A 21,888-nucleotide genomic window follows, 5' to 3' on the forward strand; every position below is an offset into this window, starting at 1 on the left:
AAATAATCGTCTTAAACGACGCGGGGCGGCGATCTACGCCGCCGAAGTAATCAGCACATGTTGTCGAATGTCCGCATTGCGGACACCAACGCTCTGGTAAGGTAGGGCTTGGGGATGAACAGCGCATTGGCTGGAATGGTCATTGGCCTCGCCTTACCGGTCGTGATGATGATGTGGACAGGTGGCCATCTGTCCCGCACTGCAGCGGCTAGCTTCAGGCCATCCATGGAACCGGGCATGTCAATGTCAGTGAACAGGAGGTGGATATCCTGACGGGCCTCCAGCACAGCTATGGCTTGGCTTGCGTTGCCGACCTGCAGTACCTCAAATCCTGCGTCGCTTAGCTCTTCGCTGACCAAATCCCGGATAAGGGTTTCATCTTCGACCACGAGAACTATCGGCATTCCCACCTCCGGTGGGCACACACAGGCCACTAACTGTAATGCGCCAAGTCGGCCTACTGATCTTCGTTCCATTATTTGAACGAATGAGACGGAGTTTTGTCTGATTTATTTTGTAGATCCCTTTACGCCTATAACGGCGAGCTTCCTTCCAGCCTTGAGCCTATCCAGCTAAATAGAGGGAGGCTACTCGACAGCATGTCGATGACACGCGTCTGGATGGGGGCCGGAGACGAAGTCAAAGGGGATGAGAGTCGAACGCTTCATTCCAGCCTAACAAAAACGGCGCATAGGCGATCGCAAGGAGAAAAAGCGCCAACGGAAACGCGGCCGCGATGCAAAGCTTATCGATGTTGCGAAGCTGCATGGTTACGAAACCCAACGATCGGAGTTCCGTTCCAATCCCCGCCTCAGTCGCCGCCCTTCTCGGCTCGACGCAGCGCGGCACCCAGCTTCTCTCGTTGCTGCTCCCAGCGCCGTCGTTCCGCCTTCGCGCGCTTGTCGATATCGTCTCGTTCCCTTCTATCGCGGCGCCCCTCGCGTCGTGCTCCCGTTCAGCGGCATCAAAGGCTTGTTGTGCCCTTGCAACCTGCGCTGCTTTCCGCTCTCGCTTCTTGGTCCTGGCTAGCGCTTCCTTGCGCAGGTCGGTTTCGCGTTTCCGCTGCTGTTTGTCGAAGGCGGCCGCGGCTCTACGTGCTTCCGCGTCGTCGACTTTGGCCGCTTTGATCTGAGGCGCGGCCCGCTTCCGCGGCGCTGACACTTTCCTTCCAGCCACAAGTCTTTCGGCTCGTCTCCTGGAATGCGCTATTGCCAGCAACCGGGCATTCGCTGTTCGAGTGTTATGAAAGCATCTTTAGTATCAACATTTCACCACGCATACCGCACCACGCCCTTGCCGGCGTAGCTGCGCGTGACATCCGAGAACTCGCCTTCAAAGGTGCCGGCAACGGCCCAGCCGTTCGTCCACTTCATCTCCGCGGATGCGGTCGTCAACGCAGCATCGCGCGCCTGCGCCGCGCCGTTCACGACGAAGCTCGCGCCGGGCAGCGTCTGGAACGTCGCCGAAGCGAAACGGTCGGTGTTGAAGTCATGCGACCATGCGACGCGGCCGCGCAGCGTCAAGATCGCGTCCGTCACGGCAAACGACTTGTCGGTGCGGAAGCCGAGTTCGCTGCGGGTGCTGGTCACCGTCTTGCCAGCATAGGCCAGTGCGAAGGTGTTGGCACCGCCGCCGGCAGTCTCTGCATAGGAGGGCAAATCGAGCGCTGTGACCTGCGCCGCCGCATAGGGCGTGAGGCCGACGCCGCCCAGCCACGACATCAGGTAACGATTGCCGCCTTCGATGCGACCCGAATAGCTGTTTGCATTAAACTGCGCGCGCAGCCGATCACCGCCGACAACACGATCAGTGGTGATATCCTGCCAGCCATAGGCTACCGCTGCTGTGATGTAAGCTGATCCGACCGTATGGCGCACGAACGCACCAGCCTGGAACAGGTCGCTGCGGCCCGAGCCGCCGTTGGCCACCGAGAAGTTGGTGCCGCCGCCAGCCAGCGAGAAACCCGCCAGCGTATTGGGCGAGAACCAGTAGTCGGCGCCGACCGCAACGCCGCCGATGCTCGACCGGGTATCGTTCGAACCGACCACCGTATTGCCGTCGGTGTTGCGCGAGCCGCCGAAGGCTGCCGCCCACACGTTCCAGCGTTCCTGGAACGCAGGTGCCATTGGCGGAGCTTTGCGATAGATCGCCGCCAGCGCATCGCTCGGAGAGCGCTTCGCGGCATAGGCCAGCGTCTCGTCGGCATAGCCCATCGCAGCGGATTCCGGCGTGCCGCGGCCTACGGTGAACGGATCGGTCATCACGCCCATGAACTGGGTCATGGCGTCGAAACTGGTCTGCTGGGCGCCGGTGGCTGTCTCGCCGGAGACCTGCGACAGGCCGCTTGCGGACATGTTGGCGAACACCGTGGGAATGCCGCCGGTGGTGTTGAAGAAATTGGTCAACGCGTTGGCGACGTTCTGCTGATTTGCGTTGAGGCCGCCTGGAATGGCGAAATTCAGAATCGTGTTGAGATATACATTGTTGGCGTCATAACTCAGCGTTGAACTGAAGTTTGATGGCGCATTATAGGTGGATACCGCGGAGGAGAAGGTGCCGCTGACGCCGCCGGTCGCGGTGAGGATCCTGTACGTCTTCTGTACGTATGCCCCATCGGCAAAGACGACGAAGGCCTTCGCACCACCGAGTGTTGCCGTACCTGTTACGTTAGCAAAGGTAGATGCCGCGGGTGTTACATAAGCCACATAGAAAGCACCCGACTGAAACGCTAGATTGCCGACGATGTTTGTCGACGAACCGGGAACCAAGGTGCGGAACTCACCAGCCGAAAACGAACTGGAGATTGAAACATCACCGCCGATCACGGTGCCGGCGCCACTCAAGTTGAAAAACGTTTGATTGAAGCCGTTCAGATCTACTGTTGCGCCGGCTGAAACATCGACGGTTGGAATGGGCCCAAAAGCACTGCCGGATGCAGCCCGCAATGTGCCCGCTTTCACATAGGTAGGACCAAAGTAACTATTTGATCCGGCCAGCTCCAGCGTTCCAGCGCCAATCTTGGTGAAGCCAGATCCTTCGCCGAAGGGCCCAAACAGGTTGGCAATTGCGCCTTGAATGGTAGTCGTGGTCCCCGCTGCGATATCGAAATTTGGATTGCCGCTCATCACGAATGTGAAGTTGCTAGCTAAGATGGCATTGGCCGTAACTGCCAGCGTCGCGCCATCGAACATCTTAATCTGTTTATTGCTGCTGCCCAGATTACTACCGCTTGTAATGGACAACGCACCGCCTCTGATATTGAGGTCGCCGATAAATGTGTTCGTTCCAGCCAGCACCAAGGTTCCGGCGCCGGTTTTTGTGATTTCTCCCAGGCGACCGTTGTTCTGGATAATATTGGCAGCGAGTGTTGAATTGGTCTCCTGTGCGAGCGTAAGATAAAAGCCTCCGGTGTCGATATCTCCGATGATGGCAGCTGTCGCATTGCCGAGTGTCAGGGTGTTGTCGCCGTCAATGAAACGGATTGCAGCGGCCCGAGTTACGCCGTCGCCATTTAGTCCACCCCGGATCGTGCCATTGTTAACGATCGTGATGTCCTGACCGACAACACCGGCGCCGCCCGTTCCATTAGCGCCATTGCCCGCGCCGCCAAGGCCTCCGGCGCCTCCGGCGCCTCCGCTCACTAGAGCTCCTGTCTCCACATTCAACGTTCCGCCGGCTGCGAAAAGCGCACCGAACCCGCCTGTACCGCCTGAACCACCGAACCCGGTTGCGCTCGATCCGCCAGCACCGCCCGCGCCGCCAGTCCGCTGATCACCGAAATCGGCCTTGTAATTGGCATTTCCTGACAACGCTAATTGGGCTGCGCCTGCTCCGCCCCCGCCTCCGCCTCCGCTACCGTTTCCAGCCCCGCCATTACCTCCGGCACTCGCCGTGAAGTTTCCGCCGGACCTTAAACTGGAATTGGCGTGATATACATTGAACCCGCCGCCGCCGCCCCCGCCGCCGTCACCGGGGGCTGCGCCGGCGGCGCCATCCCCCGCAGAAACGTTCGCCTGGGTCGCACCCGCTCCTCCCGCCGCACCACCACTGCCAGCGCCGCCAGCGCCACCAGCGGTAACTGGCGCTCGTGCGTCCCCGCCGGACCCGCCGCCGCCACCTCCGTGGCCTCCGATCGGATCGGCCGCACCTGGGTTTCCAGCCGCGCCCCAGCCGCCTGATAGGTTATCCGAACCCGCCTCGCCGCCAAATGCGGAACCAGCCGCGTTATTTCCGCCCGCACCGCCGTCAGCGAGGGCCGGGCCCACAAGGACGCCGCTCGCGATCACCACGATGGACAATGATAGCCAAAGCGCGGTGCTTCGGAGAAAAGCGCGGCGAAGATGCGAATCTTCAAATGCTGGCTGCGTCGTTTGCTTCGTCGGCGAACCGAGTTTGAACTTCATAACTTAACTCCAAAACGCCAAGCGCATTTGCTTTCGACACGAAGTCCCGTCAGTCGCCTCGAAAGAGCAGCGGCAAGACGGCTGACCCGGTCTTACGAATAGTGAGAGAACGCGGCGCCACAGAGCTGACGCGCGGACGGTGACGAGCGCGCATAAGGGCAGTCCGGGACGTCTGTGACGTTAGTGGGCCGTCATTTCAGCGTTATTATTTCTCGCGCGGCGGTGAATTCGTGCAAGTTGCACACTTAAAGTGCTACAGCTTGGAGAAAAGCTGGAAGCCGAGCAGTGGACGCAGTTAGCCCGAGGATTAATCTTTCGCTTTTGGGCCGTTTCGTCCTGACTGGGCCCGATGGCGTAATAAGCCTGCCGAACAAAAAGCTCGCTGCACTGCTGAGTTATCTGGGCTGTACGGGGCCTGTGCCTCAGCCGCGCGAGCGGCTCTCGACGCTCCTATGGGGCTCCCACTTCGACGCCCAGGCCCGGCAGAACCTGCGGCAGGCCCTTTTCAAGCTTCGTCAGGTTATCGGCTCGGACGCCATCAACAGCGATGGCGAGTTCGTATGCCTGAATCCAACCGTGGTGTCGTGCGATGTCGGCCGGTTCGAGGCACTGATCCGGGATGGTGGCCACGATGCGATGCATACGGCGGCAAATCTCTACCGGGGTCCATTTGTGGATGACATTATCGGTGTCAGCGAAGAGAGCTGGAGCGAGTGGCTAGCCGGCGAACGCGAGCGGCTCCAGGAACTAGCTTTGAACGCACTGGTCAGCATCGGCGGGCAAGAGTTGACCGCCGGCCGTATCGACCAAGCCTTGCAGGCTGGCCAACGAGCCCACGCTCTCAACAACATGCGGGAAGACGTCCACCGTTTAATCATGCAGGCGCTCGTCGCCAAGGGCCGTAGAACCGAAGCGCTGACGTATTATCTAGATATCGTTTCGATGTTGAAGCGCGAGCTCAGCACCGAGCCAGATGCTGCAACGCGGGCGCTCGCCTCAGAAATCCGAAGCGGTGGAGCGGCCGACACGCCAGAGGCGCACGGCTTCGAGCTGCAGCATGCCGGGCCTGCCGTCGCTGAAGCATTTCCCACGTCTACCTACGCGGCAACTGCGGCGAACGTCGATGATCTCGAACAACGCCAGTTGACGATACTTGTCTGCAAATTGGTCGGCTCGCTTTCCGATCGGCTCGATGCGGAAGATGTCCATGATCTGATCACGGCATTCCACAGGATGATCGCAGAAATAGTCGCGCAGTTCGACGGATTCGCCGCGCATTATGAAAGCAGCGGCGCACTCATCTATTTCGGGTATCCCGCTGCGCGTGAGCATGACGCCGAGCAAGCGGTTCGCGCTGGTCGTGCCCTTCTAGATGCCGTCAGCACCTTAAAAACCTCCTTCGGCACCGCGCTTCAGGCCAGTGCCGGAATTGCTTCCGGGCTCGTAGTTGTGGGCAAATGGCGGGGGGCCGGCAATATGCAGCAGCGGGTTGCGATCGGAGATACGTCGGACATGGCGACGCGGCTGCAAGCCGCCGCAGTGCCCGGTGAAGCGTTGATTGCCGCCAGCACGCGGCGGCTGGTGGGGCAGATGTTCGACTGCCGCGCACGCGATCCCATCGAGGTGAAGGGGCTGCCGCAACCGGTGGAAGCGTGGCAGGTGCGCGGCGAGACGGCCGGCGTCAGCCGGTTCGAGGCCAGGCGCGCGGGTAAGCTCACCCCGCTCGTTGGACGGCGGGAAGAAATCGAACGGCTGTTGCGCCGCTGGGATCAGGCCAAGCTCGGCGAGGGTCAGGTCGTGCTGCTCTCCGGCGAGCCCGGTATCGGCAAATCGCGCATTGCCGAAAGCCTGCTGCGCAGTCTCGACGACGAGCCGCATACCCGCATTCGCTATTTCTGCTCGCCCCACCACGCGCAGAGCGCGCTCCACCCGTTCATCGCGCAGCTGGAACAGGCCGCGGGATTCGAGCCGAGCAGCGACTTCAGCGCGAAGCTCGAGAAATTGGAGGCCCTGCTAAAGCCGACGGCGAAAAATCTGCCGCGCGACATGGCGCTGATCGCCGAGTTGCTGACGCTGCCGACGGATGGACGCTATCCGGCATTGGCGGTCAGTCCGCAGCAGAAGCGAGAGATGACACTCGCGGCACTGCTCGACCAGCTCGACGGCCTGGCAGCGAAGAGCCCCATCCTGGTCGTGTTCGAGGATGTCCACTGGATCGATCCAACTTCACTCGACCTGCTCGATCGACTGGTCGCGCGCGCCGCTAACCTGCCGGTGTTGCTGGCCGTCACGTTCCGGCCGGAACTCGAACCAACCTGGGTCGGTCAGCCGCATGTTACGATGCTGCTCTTGAGCCGACTTGGACGTCATGACAGCGCCGCCATCATTGGTGGCGTCACCAAGGACAAGCCGCTGCCTGACGTCGTCACCGATCAGATCCTTGCGCATACGGATGGCGTACCACTGTTCATCGAGGAATTGACGCGCACGCTGCTCGATAGCAGATTGTTGCGCGAGACGACGGACCGCTACGTGCTCGATGGACCGCTGCCGCCACTCGCGATCCCAACCACGCTGCAAGCTTCGTTGGTCGCCCGCCTCGACCGGCTTGGCACGGTCAAGCATGTGGCGCAGATCGGCGCCGCGATCGGACGGGAGTTCTCCCACGAGCTGATTGCCGCGGTGTCCGCCATGCCCCCGATGGACCTCCACGCGGCACTGGAACGGCTGACGGCGTCCGGCCTCATCTCCCGACGCGGAACGTCGGCGGACGCGACTTACGCGTTCAAACATGCGCTGGTCCAGGACGCCGCCTATATCACGATGCTCAGGAGCCGGCGGCGACAGTTGCATGCAGACATCGCCAATGTTCTGGTCGAGCGGCTTGCGGCGACGGTAGAACGCCTGCCCGAGGTGGTCGCCCACCATTTCACCGAGGCCGGGCTTGCTAGTGAGGCGATCGACTTTTGGCTCAAGGCGGGTCGGCTTGCCCATGTGCGATGGGCGCTCCGCGAAGCTGTCGAATTCTTCGAACGGGCGCTGGAGGTTCTCGCGACACTGCCGGAGAGTCGGTCGACGCTCGAGCAAGGCTTCGATATCCGACTCGACTTGCGTCAGTTGCTAGTCCGGCTCGGCGAAGTCGGGCGGGCGCTGGAACGCCTGCGTGAAGCGGGGACCCTCGCCGAGCGGATGAACGACGACGGCCGACGCGGCCGGGTCTGCGCCGTCATGACAAGTATGCACGGTGGGCTCGGCGAGCTGGAAGACGGGCTTGCGTCCGGCGCTCGCGCGCTGGAGATCGCGGGGCGCCTCGGGGACCTCAGGCTTCGCATCCTTGCCACAAGTTTTCTCTCGCAGGTACGCTTCTTCCGCGGCGATCATGCCCGGGTGGTGGACCTGACCACCGACAATCTTTCCGCTCTGCCTACCGGTTGGGCCTTGGAGAATTTCGGAATCGCTGCTCCGCCATCGGTTCACGACCGTGGCTACCTGATCATGAGCCTGGCGGAACTAGGCCGCTTCGCCGAAGCGGCCGGGCCTGCAGCCGAAGCGATCCGGCTCGTCGCACCGCTGCTGGATGCCTACGCCGTCGGATGGGCTCACCTTACCGATGGGACGGTCCACCTGCTGCGGGGCGAGTGGGCACAGGCGCGCCCAGGTTTTGAGCGTGCAATGGCGGTGATTAGGGCAGGAAATCTCCCTCTCCTGCTTTCCCTGTCGGTCGCCTTCTCCGCCTGGAACATGGCGCAGCTTGGCGACGCCAGCGAGGCACTGAGCCGGCTTCAGGAAGGTGAGCAACTCGTCGAGCGTCAGGTCGCGACCGGATATGTCGGGAATCTCGGATGGCTCTATCCGTGGCTAGGTCGGACAGCGCTGTTGCTGGGGCGTCTCGGCGACGCGCAGCGGCTCGGCACCCGCGCACTGGAAGCCTCGCTGCACCAGGCCGGGTTCGCGGCTCATGCGCTGCATCTTCTCGGCGAGGTTGCGACCCACCCCGATCGGTTCGATGCCGAGCGCGGCGAGACCCATTTTCGCCGGGCGCTGGTACTCGCCGAAACGCGCGGCATGCGTCCGTTGGTCGCCCACTGCAAGTTCGGCCTCGGCAAGCTTTACCGGCGTAGCGGCCCCCACGCGCACGCGCAGAAGTATTTCACCAGCGCGGCCGCACTGTACCGCACGATGGACATGCCGTTCTGGCTTCAGGAGACGGAGGCCGAGATGCAAAGCGACATTCGTCGCAGCGCCTCTTAAAGCGTCAGCTCTTCGTCGATGACGGCGATTTCATAGCAATAAGTCAAATGGCCGAGTGGTGTGATCGACAGCGCCGTCAGTGAGCTGTTGAAACGAGCACTCTTCGGCAAAGATGAACCTCGGGCTGGTGTTGGTGAACATCGAAATGATCTTGCTTATTTGTTTCTCCTTTGCTGGCAACCGCTGGCCTTGCCGGCGACCGGGGACGAAGAGAGACGGGAGCTGCGCCGCAGGGCGCGCCAGCGCGAGGGCTTGCCCTTGCGGCTGCCGGAAATCTGCGTCAGGTCAGCCGAGATGCAAGGCTGATGGGACGCTAAGCAGGACCGGTCAAAACAAGGCCCGATCTCGCACCAAAACCCGTGCAACGCTAACGTGAGACATGATGTTATTTTGGATCTGACGCGCCGCCGATTTCGTTGAGGAGTGCCATTTCGAGCAGCTTCACGGTCATAGGATTGCCGACCAATCGGGCGATCGGTATGAGGGCCACCAGTCCATCGACGAGTTCGTCGTGATCCTTTGGGGGCTCTGGTTTGGATTCTTCTGTCACTTAAGCGCTCTTCCGTATCATCGGAACGCGAGTGTCCTCCATGACTGAATGAGTCACGCCCGTGCGAGCACGTATCTTGTTGAGGGCTGGTTCACTCGTGTCGAACATGACCGCGATCGTCGCATCGCCGTCGATCTGATGAACAGAACCCAAGGGGTTCAACTGATATCCCATCTTCTGGACGAGCGACATGCGGAGTGCCCGGACGACGGCAGTCACATTGAGGATATCGCGGGCAATGCAAAACTCCTGCACTCCGATGAGAAGCTCATGATAGGTTTCGCCGCCGCGTCTTCCCGGCTTGATGGCGAGCCGTGTCATCTCGATGACCTGTTCCGAGCTTGGCACGGGCCCATCGACCAGATAGGCGAACTGTTCGCTGAGCATGTGGGGCAGCGCCGTCGGATAAAGCCTGAGGCAACCGATGACGTCATGCTGATCATCGAGCGAGGCGAGGTAGATGGCATGGTCGTCGTCGTATTGGTCCTGCTCATAAATGCCGTCTTTCTCAAATTCTTGCCATCCCCGTTCCTTCACGAAACAGGCGTGTCTTAGCTTGAAGACTTGATCGAGCGTAGGAGCGAACATTGCGCTGTTCGATTGGTCGATGACCCTGATCATGCCGCCTCCTGCCGTGAACCCACGGCGGAGTGTCACGACAGGAGGCGGTCACAGAATCGCTCAGGAGAGGGATTGACTAGGGATGGATCTCGCCGCGCCGGATCGATTCGACGACGGCCTGGGTCTTGGAACAGACACCCAGCTTTGAAAGCACCGAGGAAATGTGTGACTTAACGGTTTGCTCAGAGATATGAAGGATCTCGCCGGTGTCCCAGGCCGATTTTCCGACGGCGGCCCATCTCATCACTTCGCGCTCCCGGGGCGTCAACGTGAATGTCCGGGATTCAGACCTGAGTTTGAGGTTCGCCTTGTAGAGATAGAGGGCCATCATTTCGACGGCCCGGCGACCTTCCTTGCTCTCGTCGACAGCGTGACCGGCAAGAGATACGGTCGCCTGATAACCGCTGGTGCCCTGGATGGGGACGCATATGCCGCTCCGCAGGCCGTGCTCAATCGCGGAAATCTCAAGAACCCGGCCACCTCTTTGATCGAGCACCGGTGCGTCATGCCATCCAAAGGCATTGAAGCTCTTCCGGGCATAGTTCGCGACAGGATCAACTAGGATCAAGTTCTCGCGGTGATACTGTAACCGCCAAGCGCGCGGCCAATGATCCAGGATGAACATCTTGTCGAAGGCGGTCGGCTGGATACGAGAAGAAACAACCATAAAGGAGTCGTAGCCGAATTGCCGGACGGCCGCCGCAAAGGTATCGCGCAGGGACACCTCAGTTTTGGCTTTGTCCAGAAGTTCGAACGCAGAGAATATAGCGTCGAAACGTCCCACGTGAGCCTGTGCCTAACCAAACGGAATACAAGCAATTGATTGGCTCATTGTAGCGGATCGACTTGAACGTTGTGTCGCAGCCATGCTCATATCCACTTCTTTTAAGTCCATCTGGCGGAGCCCAAATGCAACCAAGGCATGCCAATGAAGTCGATGTCCATATTGGGAAGCGCCTCAAGATGCGCCGCCTGATCATGAACATGAGCCAAGAAGCGCTCGCAAATGAAATCGGGTTGACGTTTCAGCAGGTGCAAAAATACGAAAAAGGCGCGAATCGGATCAGTGCCGGCCGCATGCAGCAGATCGCCGCTATCCTGAAAGTACCGGTTACCTTTCTGTATGATGGACTTTAACATAAGGGCGGGGCTGTTTCCGAGGTTGGGATCGACGTTATCGAGCAGTTCCTGTCCACCAAGGACGGGCTGGCGCTCATTACGGCGTTTTCGCAAGTCGAGGACAGGAAGCTCCGCCAGAGTATCGTGGACTTGGTGAAGACCATCGTGGCAGAGCACAAGCCAAAGAAAAAGCGCAGCTGACCTAGCACGGACTCGAACGTGCCCTGACTATGATGCCGGCGGCGCATCACGTGATGCGATTCCAACGACCTCCCGCCCCATGAGGGCGGCAGTTATATTCGATGGCTGTCAAGGCGAGCCGAGCTACGCGGACTGAAGGCCGCCGGACGTTCGAGAAACCACGCCGGAGCCCGCGAAGTGATCTTCGCGGCCTCAAACAGAGCTGTACAGACAGATAGCCTTTGCGAGAACTGCCGCACCGGGCGTACCGACCTGCAGTGCATCAGCTGCGATGATCCCGAGTTAAAGTGGGCCGCAAGTCCGGCCACCGCGCCCAAGGAAAATCAGACCGAAACGCTTAAACAGCGTCCTTCGCAACCTTCAACGGCGACGCCTTGACGGTTTTGCTGGCCGGTTTGGCCGCGAATTCCATCGGCTCTTTCGTGAAGGGATTGATGCCGCTACGAGCTTCGGTCGCCGGCTTGTTGACGACTGACACCTTTACAAAGCCGGGAATGACAAACTCGCCAGACTCGTTGAGCTCCTTGTAGCCGACAGTTGCCATGTGTTCGATCACGGCCTTGACGTCGCTTTTCGACACGTTGCTCGATTCCGAAATCGCGTCGATCAGCTGCGCCTTGGTCATCTTGGCCATGGTCATTCCTTTGATTTTTGAAGGACACGGAACGGATTCTAGAACGCTTGAGCTACGCCGGGTGCATAGCTTGTCACAAACACGGCAAAACCGCGCAGCGCTTCTCGTTCAGCCCTAGGGGATACACTCACCGGGTTTAAAACCGATCGACGCCTGGATTGCAACAAGCATTCGCTGCGAGCATACAACCGCATTTAAGGTGGTTTAGGGCTGACCAGACTCGAATCGGAAGGGGAGCTCCAACAGCTTTTTTGCTGCTTCGTCGTCCATCCAAGGACAACGAAGCCCCAGATCCCGGCTTCGAAAGTGGCGGCGGGTCGAGTTACCCTCCGATACTGGCAGCTTCGGCCGCCGCGCGTTGCATACTTGACGACATTTCGCCCGTCACGGTGCTTTGCTCTTCAACCGCAGCCGCAGTAGCGGTAACATATTCACTGACATTCTGAATTTCTTGCTTGATTGCTTCAAGCGCGGTCACGACGTCGCTCGAAATTCCGTTCAAACTGTCAATCTCGCGAGTAATCTTGTCAGTGGCTTGCTTGGCCTGATTTGCAAGATTCTTAACCTCGGAAGCGACGACCGCGAAACCGCGTCCTGCGTCGCCAGCGCGCGCGGATTCAATCGTGGCATTCAGGGCCAGCAGATTGATCTGCCCAGTGATATTCCCAATCAATTCGACGATACCACTCATGGCCTGCGCTGCCGCACTGAGGCGTTGCGCCTGCCCATCCGCGGACTCAACCTTGCCCACCGCCGACATCGCAGTATTCTTTGACTTGACCATCGCTTCAGAAATTTCTCGCACGGAAGCATTTAGCTCTTCGGCCCCTGCTGCAACCGACTCCATCATCGAACGAACTCGCTCGCTCTTCATGCGGGCAATTACCTGAGCCGTTGTATCAGTAGCATATTTGACGACTTTAAACGGCCTACCGTTGAGGTCCAGGATGGGATTGTAGGACGCCTGAATCCAGACTTCCTTGCCGCCCTTACCAATCCGCTTATACTCGGCGGCTTGGTATTCACCACGGTTCAGACTTGCCCAGAACTCGCGATAGGCGGCACTGTCGCGCTCCGAAGGATCGACGAACACGCTGTGATGCCTGCCCTTGATTTCTTCCAGCGAATATCCCAGCGCCTGCAAGAAGTTCTCATTCGCCGTCAAGACGATGCCATCCATACCGAATTCGATCACAGCCTGTGATTTTCCGATCGCAGCGATCTGTCCGGCAAGGTCTACGGTCTGGAGCTTCTGCTCGGTGACGTTGGTGGCGAATTTCACCACCTTGAATGGCTTGCCTTTTTCGTCGAGGACCGGGTTGTAGGAGGCGAGAATCCAAACTTCCTTGCCACCCTTGCCGATGCGCTTGTACTCGGCGGCCTGGTATTCGCCACGATTCAACTGCGCCCAAAATTCTCGATATTCTCCGCTTTCCCGCACCACCGGTTCGACGAACATGCTGTGATGCTTGCCCTGGATTTCAGCCAACGCATAACCGAGCGCATCGAGAAAATTTTCATTCGCAGTGACAATCGTCCCGTCCAGATCGAATTCGATCACGGCTTGAGCGCGCTCGATTGCCGCGATCTTGCTGGTTTCCTCCATACTCCGAATTTTTTTCGAGGTAATATCGGTCGCGAACTTGACGACCTTGATTGGCTTGCCACTACGATCCATGATCGGATTGTAGGATGCCTCAATCCAGATCTCCTTGCCACCCTTGCCGACCCGTTTGTATTCGGCGGACTGAAACTCGCCACGGTTGAGGCTCGCCCAGAACGCTCGGTACGCCGAGCTGTCGCGGAATTCCGGTTCAACGAACATGCTGTGATGCTTGCCCTGGATCTCGGCAAGCGTATATCCAAGCACAATAAGGAAATTTTGATTGGCTGTGAGGACCTCACCGCTCATATCGAATTCGATGACCGCTTGCGATTTGTTGATTGCCGCCAACTGGGCAGTTGCGCTGTCAGATTTGGAATGTTGTCGCCAGAACGCCATTTTGTACGGTCCCTAGTTTGCAATGTAGCGCATTCAATTTGAACTGCGGGCGCGCCCAGCAATCCTTTGCGATCGCTTCAAAGAGACTGCACTCGCGCCTCACAGGCTTGAAATTTGAAATCCGTCGCGGTCGCGCCCAGTTCATGATTGCGAGGCGGGTACATGAGTTCCTCTGAACCCCACTACTTAAATACGTGATTGGGTATACAGGGACGCGTTTAAGATTCGGTTAGCCCCTGCAGTGCCTGACGAGTTCCTGTGGCGACACACCAACTTCTAATGTCGTGCGCCAAGAGGTATCACCATAGTCCGCGCATCGTCGCGGCACCTGAAGATGAAAAATCTCGTTGGTAATCCAACACCGGTCTGATCACGGCCAGATCGGAAGATATTAGATACTACTCAGCCATGCTCAGGCCTGGTGACACCGAGATTTTACTTACGAGCAATATCGTGGAGCGCAGACGACAGGGCGAAAGCCCAATGCTTTGAAAAGGAAGTCGGTTATGCCGTGACAAAACTGCAGTTACATCAAGAGCAGGAGCAAAGCGTTCTGTCATAGGCTTCTAGTCGCTCGCGTAACCTGCGCAACATCGAGATGATGTCGCCCAAACTAAGGGACATCAACGCTCGGCAGGAATAAGCGCTAGGCGCCTCGTCGATCCGACTTAACCTGAATGAAATGCGACCTGCACTATTTCGCGCCCTGTTCAAAGGCAGAGCAATAAAGGCGGCGACTGTCGTAAAATGCTAAGCGATGAATCGTAGGATCTTTTGTGACCCAAACGATTCTGGAATTAGTAGACGAACAGGAAGGGGCGCCAAACCACAACATCTGGATGACGCCTATGCTTGAACGTTTTCCCGGCTTCCATACAAAGAATCCGGAGGTCAATCGCGAAATACTTTTTTCCAACTTCAACGTCAGCCATTTTGACTGTCAATTTCGAGAACAACCATTTATCGCCAAAGCAAATTGGGTCGACACTAAGTATGTCCGGATCACGAGCGCATTCTGCAGCACGTCCACTGACATAACATATGATGCTGCCCCGGTAGTCCGGCAGTTTCTCCAAGCCCGTTCCAGAACACACATAACGTTCGATCACAGTGCTCGATCCGATGTGCTCTCGGCGTCGAATACCTCAGTCGTGATACCTGCAGGCTCTTCGTTTCGGGGAATCGCCTCGGGCGAGCACGGGGTTATCGCCCTGAGAATCGAGATTGCTGCCCTGAGGACCGTCATTAGCGCGATGCTCGGAGAAGATATTCCGGCTGAGCAGCTCAATGCCGAGTCATGGACACACGATCGTTTCGGAAACAGCATGAGAACTTCCGCCATCCAGTTTATTTCTGATCTGGATTCAGTGATGGAAGGCGATTCATTTGCTGCTGAAATCTTTGGCCAGGCCCTTCTCGTCCGGTTGCTGATGAGTTGCTCAGTACGATTTAGTCCGAGGCTTAAAGGCCGTGCATCATCTCCCTCTTTGAACCAACTGCGTCGGGTTGAGAGCTATCTTGCTGCAAACTGGCAGAAGGACATTGACATTAAGGATATAGCCGACGAATTCGGAATGAGCATCAGAAGTATCTTCCGCTATTTCAGATCGCTTCGGGGTGTGACTCCTAATGAGTTCATGCGACAGCTCAGATTGGAGAGAGCACGGAGCATGTTGGAGGCGGCCGAGGATTCTGACACAGTCATGATGATTGCAATCCGCTGCGGTTTTCAAAGCATGGGACATTTTGCGCGCGCGTATCGCACTGCGTATGGCGAGTTACCCTCACAAACCTTGTTAAGGAAGAGATCCAGAACATCTCACGCAGGTCGATAGAGTCCGTTTTCCAGCGAGTCTGAAACTGCAGAAATGCCATCGCTGCCAAGGTTATTGATTTCCCCGCGTTCATGTTGATTCACGCAATCCGACCACTGCCTCGATTTACTGAAAGCTCTTGGACAGGACGGTATCATATCAACACGAGGCGCTCTCAGCGCCTACGCAGTGATGCTCGCTGAGCAATCCCGTGACGAACTCGATAATTTTACCCGGCCATCGGTGCAGTACTCGACTATGCCGGCAAAAGAGGCTGTTCACCCACGGAAACACTATCTTGATTCTCGGAAACGGTTTCGACATAGCAGCAGAGGCTGGGATACCGGGCATCCATCAGAACACAATGCGACAGCGTACAGAAACTATCAGCCGCTTGATTGGCGATTGCATTCGCCCTCGTTAGGTTTCCTGAGCAGGGGGATTCCAAATGTGCATCGCATTCGACATCGACGAGGTCATCGAGCTTTCCGGAGACATCGACCATGAGGTAGCTATTGAGGAGGACGCGATGAAGATGGATCTGCTCGCGCCGCGCCTCATAGGAAGCCTATCGAGATCCACGGCACTGCAGCTACGATGAGTGTTCCGATCAGCAACGCCAGCATGTATCCAATAATCGGCTTCATGCCCTCATCGGGGTTGATGCGGCTGATGGCGCAGGCGGCATAGTAACCGACGCCGAATGGCGGAGCGAACAGGCCGATGCCCATCGCGAGAATGACGACCATTGCATAGTGGACCTCATGGACGCCGACCTGCCGCGCGATCGGGAATAGTAGCGGCCCGAACAGCACGATGGCGGGAATGCCTTCCAGCACGCTGCCGAGGATCACGAACGCGACGATGGTGACGGCGAGGAAGACGGGGACGCCGCCGGGCAGTCCAGTCATGAACGTGGCAAGCGAAGATGAGAAGCCGGATTGGGTCAATGCCCATGCCATGCCGGTCGCCGCACCGATGATGAGCAGAATCGCGCCCGACAGCGCGGCCGTGTCGATCAGCATCGGATAGAGGCGCCGCCAGGCAAACTGCCGATAGATCAGCAGGCCCGCCAGAGCCGAGTAGACGATGCCGATGGTCGACACTTCAGTAGCGGTTGCGACGCCCTTAACCACCGCGGCGCGAATGACAAAGGGCAATGCGATGGCTGGAATGGCGATCACGAAGGCAAGGCCGATCTGGCGCTTCGTCGCCCGCTCGACCTGCGACAGATCCTCGCCGCGATAGCGCCACCAAACCACCGCGCAGAGCATGATCGCCAGTACGATGCCGGGCAGCAATCCGCCGGTGAACAGTGCCGAGATCGACACGCCGGTCACCGATCCAATGGTAATGAGCACCAGCGAGGGTGGAATCGTTTCGGTCTGCGCGCCGGTTGCCGACAGCAGGGCGACAAGATCGCCGGGCTTGGCGCCGCGCTTCTTCATTTCCGGAAACAGCACCGGCGCTACCGCTGCCATGTCGGCCGCCTTGGACCCTGAAATGCCGGACACGAGATACATGGCGCCGACCAGCACATAATGCAGGCCGCCATGAACGTGTCCCAAAAGACTGGCGAGGAAGCCCACCATGGCACGGGCCATGCCCGTCATCTCGATCAGCAACCCGAGAAACACGAACAGCGGCACAGCCAGCAGGATCAGATGGCTCATACCCTCGTCCATGCGGCCCATCACAACCACGTCCGGCGTGCCGGTGGTCAGGGTGAGATAGCCGACCGTCGCAAGACCGAAGGCGAAGGCGATCGGCACGGCAGCGAACACCATCGCGCCGACGAGGAAAACGAAAAAGATGAGCAGGTTGAGATTGCCGAGCGGCTTCAGCACCGGCCCTAGCAAAGCAAGAGCCGTGATGATCACCGCGACCAGCGCTACGGCCATCAGCACGCGCCGCCAGTCGGCAACGCTGGCGAGCCGCAGCAGTGCGACCAGCAACATCAGCCCCATGCCCACCGGCAGCGCCGCAGCCCGCCATGTATTGACGATGTCGAGCGCGGGCGTTCTGACATAGACCTCGTCGGCGGCAAACTCGTAGGCGGGATGAATGACCAGCACCAGGAATGCGAGCGATGCAGAAACGGCGACCGTGTCAAGAAAGGCCCGCATGTCCGGATCGAGCTTGCTGACGATGGCAGTCATCCGCATGTGCTCGTTGCGCTGGAAGGCGAGCACCGATCCCAGCATCGCGAGCCAGAGAAAGAGGATGCCGGCCAACTCGTCCGACCAGATCAACGGCGTATGGAAGACGTAGCGCCCGACGATCCCGGCAAATAGGATGCCGATTTCCGCCAGCACCAGCAGCGCTGCTGGTACTGCGGTGAATGTGAACAGCGCCGTGTTGGCGCGGGCGACCCAGCGCGGCCAGCCGGCGCGAAGTTGCGCCGGCTCCACGCGGGTTTCAATCTGCTGCGCGTGCGCCATGATGATCAGGCCAGCTTGCCGGAGACTTTTTCGAGCTGGCTCCAGGCCTCTTCGCCGAACTTGGCCTTCCACTCACTGTAGAAGCTGGTCTTGGCCAGGGCATCACGGAAGATGGCACGATCGACGTCGATGAATTGCAGCCCCTTCGACGTGAGATCAGCGCGCAGCGACTCGCTGAGTTTCGCTATGTCGCCCCGCTGGTCGGTTGCCGAACGGTCGAATTCACGCGAGACGATTTCCTGCACATCTTTCGGCAGACGCTCGAAGGCGCGCTTGTTGCCGAGAATCCAGTAACCGTCCCAGACATGACCGGTGAGACTACAGGATTTCTGTACTTCATATAGCTTGGCTGTCGCGATGATGGGCAGCGGGTTCTCTTGCCCGTCGACGACCTTGGTCTGCAACGACGAATAGACTTCGTTGAAGTTAATCGGCGCAGGCCCGGCCTGCAGCGCCTTGAATAGCGAGGTCAGGATCGGTGCCGGCGGAACACGAACCTTAAAGTTCTTGAGGTCGTCCGGCGTCTTGATTTCGCGCCCCGACGATGTGACGTGACGGAAGCCGTTGTCCCACACCTTGGACACCGTCATGATCGGCGTCTTTGCGATCTGGGCGCGGATATAACTGCCGAGCTCACCGTCCATCGCCTGCCAGATCGCGGCGTAATTGGTGAAGGCAAAGCCGGTATTGACGATGCCGGCGGCCGGCACGAAGGTCGCGAGAATCGACGATGACTGATTGAAGAACTCGACCCCGCCATTGCGCACCTGGGTCAGGAGTTCGGTGTCGGAGCCGAGCTGGTTGCTGGGAAACAGCTTGATCTCCAGTCGGCCACCGGTTGCCTCGCGAATTCGATCGCTGGCTTCCTGACCGCGGACATTGACCGGATGTGTTGGGTCCTGCCCGGTGGCGAGTTTGTAGGTGAACTCGGCCGCCGATGCCGGACGGGTCAAAATGCCGCCGAACGAGATGGCAGCACCTGCCATCAGCAGGTTGCGACGCGAGATCGTGGCACGCTTTTGAATGGTCATGATTTCCTCCGTTGTCATCCAGACGATGGATCTTGTTGTCGTGATGGTCGCCGGCTCTTGGAGGCCGGTCTGTAAAAGCATCTTCTTCGCCACCGGTACTGCTGCGCAGTGACGGCGTTGCTGTCGTACTCGTCCCAGATCGGAGCTAACGCCGCGACCTTACAGCCATCCCTTGATCTGCGACGCCACGGCGGTGGCCGAGATGCCGTAGCGGTCGTGCAGTGTCGGCAGTGCGCCGGCATCGAGGAATTCGTCGGGAAGTCCGATCTGCCGGAATGTCGGATACACGCCTGCCCGCATCAGCACTCCGGCAACCGCCTCGCCGAGTCCGCCAATCAGCGTATGGTTCTCGGCGACGACGACCAGACGACCGGATTTTCCGGCCTCGCGAATAATCGTCTCGGTATCGAGCGGCTTGATGGTCGGGACATGCAGCACACCGACGTCGATGCGGTCATCGGCGAGTGCCTTGGCTGCCTCCAGTGCGCGCATGGTCAGGATGCCGGAGGAAATCACCAGGACGTCCCTGCCGTCGCGGACCAGCTTCGCCTTGCCAGGTTCGAAGCGGTAGTCGTACTCGTCAAGTACCAGCGGCACCTGGCCGCGCAGCAGCCGCATATAGACCGGCCCCTGATGCGCAGCGATAGCGGGCACGGCCTGTTCGATCTCATGCGCATCGCAAGGATCAATCACCATCATGTTCGGCATCGCCCGGAACAACGCCAGATCCTCTGCCGCCTGATGGCTGGGGCCGTAGCCGGACGTCAGCCCAGGCAGTGCGCAGACGATCTTCACGTTGCGGTTCTCTTCCGCGATGGTCTGGTGGATGAAATCATAGGCCCGGCGCGACGCGAATACCGCATAGGTGGTCGCGAACGGCATGAAACCCTCGGCCGCGAGCCCCGAGGCCGCGCCGAACAGCAATTGTTCGGCCATGCCCATCTGATAGTAGCGGTCGGGGAATTCCTTTCCGAAGATGTGCAGGTCAGTATATTTGCCGAGATCCGCGGTCATGCCGATGACCTCCGGACGTGCGCGGGCGAGTTCGACCAGCGCGTGCCCGAACGGCGCCGACTGTGTCCGCTGCCCCTCGGACGCGATCGACGCGATCATGGCGGAGGTCGTCAGGCGGGGCTTGCCTGACGGCGTCGTGGTGACGGATTTCATGCTGACCTCCCGGCATCCAGCGCCTTCAAGGCGAGTTGCCATTCGTGCGCCTCGACGCGGATAAAGTGGTTTTTCTCGCGCTGCTCCAGGAACGGCACACCCTTCCCCATCAAGGTGTCTGCGACGATCATGCGAGGTTGCGGCTTAGTGTGATGCTTCGCTGCATCAAAGGCAGCCACGACGGCATCAAGGTCATTGCCATCGATGCGCTGTACGAACCAGCCGAATGCCTCGAGTTTCTCGACCAGCGGCTCAAACGCCATGACCTGTGTCGAAGGGCCGTCGGCCTGTTGATTATTGACGTCAACGATCGCGATCATGTTGTCGAGCTTGAAATGGCTGGCTGACATGATGGCCTCCCAGACCGAGCCCTCGTCGAGTTCACCATCGGAAAACAGCGTATAGACGCGCGCATCTGAGCCTTTGCGCTTGAGCCCGAGGGCTCTGCCGACGGCGATACCGAGCCCGAGCCCGAGTGATCCGCCCGACATCTCCATGCCGGGCGTATAAGCGGCCATGCCGGACATCGGCAGCCGACTTTCATCGAAACCGTAGGTCTCAAGTTCAGCTTCGGGGACGATCCCGGCCTCGATCAGTGCCGCATACAGCGCGATGGCGTAATGGCCATTCGACAGCAGGAAGCGGTCGCGTCCCTCCCAGGATGGATCCTCCGGCCGATAGCGCATCGCATGGAAGTAGGCGACGGCCAGCACGTCGGCGATATCCAGGGCTTGCGCGATGTAACCCTGGCCCTGCACCTCACCCATCCGCAGCGCATTCCTGCGCACCCGATAGGCACGTTCCGCGATATCGGGGGCATTGGCGAGTGTCTTCGTATCCATGACGATCTCCCGTGTCTGCATCTCAATGAATGAGCATGCCGCCATTGACGTCGATCACGGCCCCGGTGACGTAGGCGGAGAGATCGGAGGCCAAAAACAGATAGATGTTCGCGACATCCACGGCGTCGCCGAGTCGCTGGAGCGGAATCCCGCTGATGATGTCGGCCTTCATTTCGGGCGTCAGCTTGCCGCCGGTGATGTCGGTCTGGATAAGTCCCGGCGTCACGCTGTTGACGCGGATGCCATCCGGTCCGAGTTCACGGGCCATCGCCTTGGCGAGTCCGAGCACGCCAGCCTTCGCCGCCGAATAATGCGGGCCGCCGAAAATGCCGCCGCCGCGTTGGGCGGACACGGAGGACATGCAGGCAATCGTGCCCTGCCGGCGCGTGCGCATGTGCGGGACGAACGCCTGGCTGAGATAGAGCACGCCGGTCATGTTGACATCGACCACGCGCTGCCAGTTCTCAGGTGAAATATCCATCAGCTTCAGCGGCTGAGTGATCCCGGCATTGTTGATCAAAATATCGATCTTGCCGAACGCCGCGATGGCCTGCTCGGCCGCATTCCGGCAACTGGCGGGGTCGCTGACATCGCAGCCCAGGCCGACATGACCCGGACCCAGCTCTTCGGCTGCACTCTTCGCTCCGGCGGCATCGAGATCGAGGATGGCGACCTTGGCCCCTTGGCTTGCGAACAGCCGTGCGGTGGCCCGACCGATCCCGCGTGCACTGGCCGCGCCCGAAATCACGGCGGTCTTCTCGCTGAGCAACATGAATGTCCTCCCTGTCAGATTTTGGAGCAATCTATGATTG

16 protein-coding genes are annotated in these 21,888 nt (G+C 59.3%); 3 read left to right on the plus strand and 13 right to left on the minus strand.

Annotated elements, in window-relative coordinates; genetic code table 11:
• Window positions 1–50: 50 nt before the first annotated feature.
• The 3 genes from RSO67_RS11170 to RSO67_RS11180 form a co-directional block, all read right to left on the minus strand.
• Window positions 51–404 carry a response regulator gene (locus RSO67_RS11170; protein WP_315843508.1) on the minus strand — a complete coding sequence of 118 codons (354 nt, stop codon included), beginning with the start codon at window positions 402–404 and terminating at the stop codon, window positions 51–53.
• A gap of 235 nt (window positions 405–639) precedes the next feature.
• The gene (locus RSO67_RS11175; RefSeq protein WP_315843509.1) at window positions 640–1,161 is read right to left on the minus strand and encodes a hypothetical protein; all 522 of its coding nucleotides are present in this window, start codon (window positions 1,159–1,161) and stop codon (window positions 640–642) included.
• 107 nt (window positions 1,162–1,268) lie between these two features.
• Window positions 1,269–3,641, minus strand: coding sequence for an autotransporter domain-containing protein (locus RSO67_RS11180; protein ID WP_315843510.1), 2,373 nt, complete (start codon window positions 3,639–3,641; stop codon window positions 1,269–1,271).
• Between the two features lie 1,047 nt (window positions 3,642–4,688).
• Between RSO67_RS11180 and RSO67_RS11185 the strand changes: the two genes are divergently transcribed.
• Window positions 4,689–8,654, plus strand: a complete 3,966-nt coding sequence (locus RSO67_RS11185) for a BTAD domain-containing putative transcriptional regulator (RefSeq protein WP_315843511.1) — start codon at window positions 4,689–4,691, stop codon at window positions 8,652–8,654.
• A 385-nt stretch (window positions 8,655–9,039) separates the two neighbouring features.
• Here the strand turns inward: RSO67_RS11185 and RSO67_RS11190 are convergent, their stop codons facing one another.
• From RSO67_RS11190 to RSO67_RS11200, 3 genes are all read right to left on the minus strand, one after another.
• Entirely contained in the window at window positions 9,040–9,204 is a 165-nt protein-coding gene (locus tag RSO67_RS11190; RefSeq protein ID WP_315843512.1) for a hypothetical protein, read from the minus strand.
• Window positions 9,205–9,825 (minus strand): acyl-homoserine-lactone synthase, encoded by a 621-nt coding sequence (locus tag RSO67_RS11195; protein ID WP_315843513.1) that lies wholly within the window; start codon window positions 9,823–9,825, stop codon window positions 9,205–9,207.
• 76 nt (window positions 9,826–9,901) lie between these two features.
• Complete coding sequence (locus RSO67_RS11200; RefSeq protein ID WP_315843514.1) at window positions 9,902–10,609, minus strand: LuxR family transcriptional regulator; 708 nt, start codon at window positions 10,607–10,609, stop codon at window positions 9,902–9,904.
• 125 nt (window positions 10,610–10,734) lie between these two features.
• Here RSO67_RS11200 and RSO67_RS30460 point away from each other — a divergent pair, with 125 nt between their 5' ends.
• On the plus strand, window positions 10,735–10,962 hold the full coding sequence (locus tag RSO67_RS30460; protein WP_410001834.1) for a helix-turn-helix domain-containing protein: 228 nt from the start codon (window positions 10,735–10,737) through the stop codon (window positions 10,960–10,962).
• Window positions 10,963–11,482: 520 nt separating this feature from the next.
• Here the strand turns inward: RSO67_RS30460 and RSO67_RS11210 are convergent.
• Both RSO67_RS11210 and RSO67_RS11215 read right to left on the minus strand, forming a co-directional pair.
• Complete coding sequence (locus tag RSO67_RS11210; RefSeq protein WP_315843515.1) at window positions 11,483–11,779, minus strand: HU family DNA-binding protein; 297 nt, start codon at window positions 11,777–11,779, stop codon at window positions 11,483–11,485.
• A gap of 322 nt (window positions 11,780–12,101) precedes the next feature.
• Window positions 12,102–13,781, minus strand: a complete 1,680-nt coding sequence (locus RSO67_RS11215; RefSeq protein WP_315843516.1) for a PAS domain-containing methyl-accepting chemotaxis protein — start codon at window positions 13,779–13,781, stop codon at window positions 12,102–12,104.
• Window positions 13,782–14,557: 776 nt separating this feature from the next.
• On the opposite strand from RSO67_RS11215, the gene RSO67_RS11220 reads away from it, so the two are divergent.
• Window positions 14,558–15,616: an AraC family transcriptional regulator gene (locus RSO67_RS11220; protein ID WP_315843517.1), complete on the plus strand. Its 1,059-nt coding sequence runs from the start codon at window positions 14,558–14,560 to the stop codon at window positions 15,614–15,616.
• A gap of 536 nt (window positions 15,617–16,152) precedes the next feature.
• Here RSO67_RS11220 and RSO67_RS11225 read toward each other — a convergent pair.
• The 5 genes from RSO67_RS11225 to RSO67_RS11245 form a co-directional block, all read right to left on the minus strand.
• Complete coding sequence (locus RSO67_RS11225; protein ID WP_315843518.1) at window positions 16,153–18,036, minus strand: TRAP transporter large permease subunit; 1,884 nt, start codon at window positions 18,034–18,036, stop codon at window positions 16,153–16,155.
• Between the two features lie 5 nt (window positions 18,037–18,041).
• Window positions 18,042–19,067, minus strand: coding sequence for a TRAP transporter substrate-binding protein (locus RSO67_RS11230; RefSeq protein ID WP_315843519.1), 1,026 nt, complete (start codon window positions 19,065–19,067; stop codon window positions 18,042–18,044).
• Between the two features lie 159 nt (window positions 19,068–19,226).
• Window positions 19,227–20,234: a transketolase family protein gene (locus RSO67_RS11235; RefSeq protein WP_315843520.1), complete on the minus strand. Its 1,008-nt coding sequence runs from the start codon at window positions 20,232–20,234 to the stop codon at window positions 19,227–19,229.
• On the minus strand, window positions 20,231–21,076 hold the full coding sequence (locus RSO67_RS11240; protein WP_315843521.1) for a transketolase: 846 nt from the start codon (window positions 21,074–21,076) through the stop codon (window positions 20,231–20,233). Before RSO67_RS11240 ends, RSO67_RS11235 begins: the two co-directional genes overlap by 4 nt.
• Window positions 21,077–21,098: 22 nt before the next feature.
• Complete coding sequence (locus RSO67_RS11245; protein WP_315843522.1) at window positions 21,099–21,848, minus strand: SDR family NAD(P)-dependent oxidoreductase; 750 nt, start codon at window positions 21,846–21,848, stop codon at window positions 21,099–21,101.
• Window positions 21,849–21,888: the final 40 nt, after the last annotated feature.

The organism is Tardiphaga sp. 709, assembly GCF_032401055.1.
Taxonomy (GTDB): domain Bacteria; phylum Pseudomonadota; class Alphaproteobacteria; order Rhizobiales; family Xanthobacteraceae; genus Tardiphaga.

Bases quoted from the DNA above. Each gene is read 5' to 3' on its own strand.
- RSO67_RS30460 (WP_410001834.1), top strand. From the start codon at position 10,735: ATGCAACCAAGGCATGCCAATGAAGTCGATGTCCATATTGGGAAGCGC.
- RSO67_RS11235 (WP_315843520.1), bottom strand. From the start codon at position 20,234: ATGAAATCCGTCACCACGACGCCGTCAGGCAAGCCCCGCCTGACGACC.
- RSO67_RS11210 (WP_315843515.1), bottom strand. From the start codon at position 11,779: ATGGCCAAGATGACCAAGGCGCAGCTGATCGACGCGATTTCGGAATCG.
- RSO67_RS11215 (WP_315843516.1), bottom strand. From the start codon at position 13,781: ATGGCGTTCTGGCGACAACATTCCAAATCTGACAGCGCAACTGCCCAG.
- RSO67_RS11170 (WP_315843508.1), bottom strand. From the start codon at position 404: ATGCCGATAGTTCTCGTGGTCGAAGATGAAACCCTTATCCGGGATTTG.
- RSO67_RS11245 (WP_315843522.1), bottom strand. From the start codon at position 21,848: ATGTTGCTCAGCGAGAAGACCGCCGTGATTTCGGGCGCGGCCAGTGCA.
- RSO67_RS11225 (WP_315843518.1), bottom strand. From the start codon at position 18,036: ATGGCGCACGCGCAGCAGATTGAAACCCGCGTGGAGCCGGCGCAACTT.
- RSO67_RS11195 (WP_315843513.1), bottom strand. From the start codon at position 9,825: ATGATCAGGGTCATCGACCAATCGAACAGCGCAATGTTCGCTCCTACG.
- RSO67_RS11230 (WP_315843519.1), bottom strand. From the start codon at position 19,067: ATGACCATTCAAAAGCGTGCCACGATCTCGCGTCGCAACCTGCTGATG.
- RSO67_RS11240 (WP_315843521.1), bottom strand. From the start codon at position 21,076: ATGGATACGAAGACACTCGCCAATGCCCCCGATATCGCGGAACGTGCC.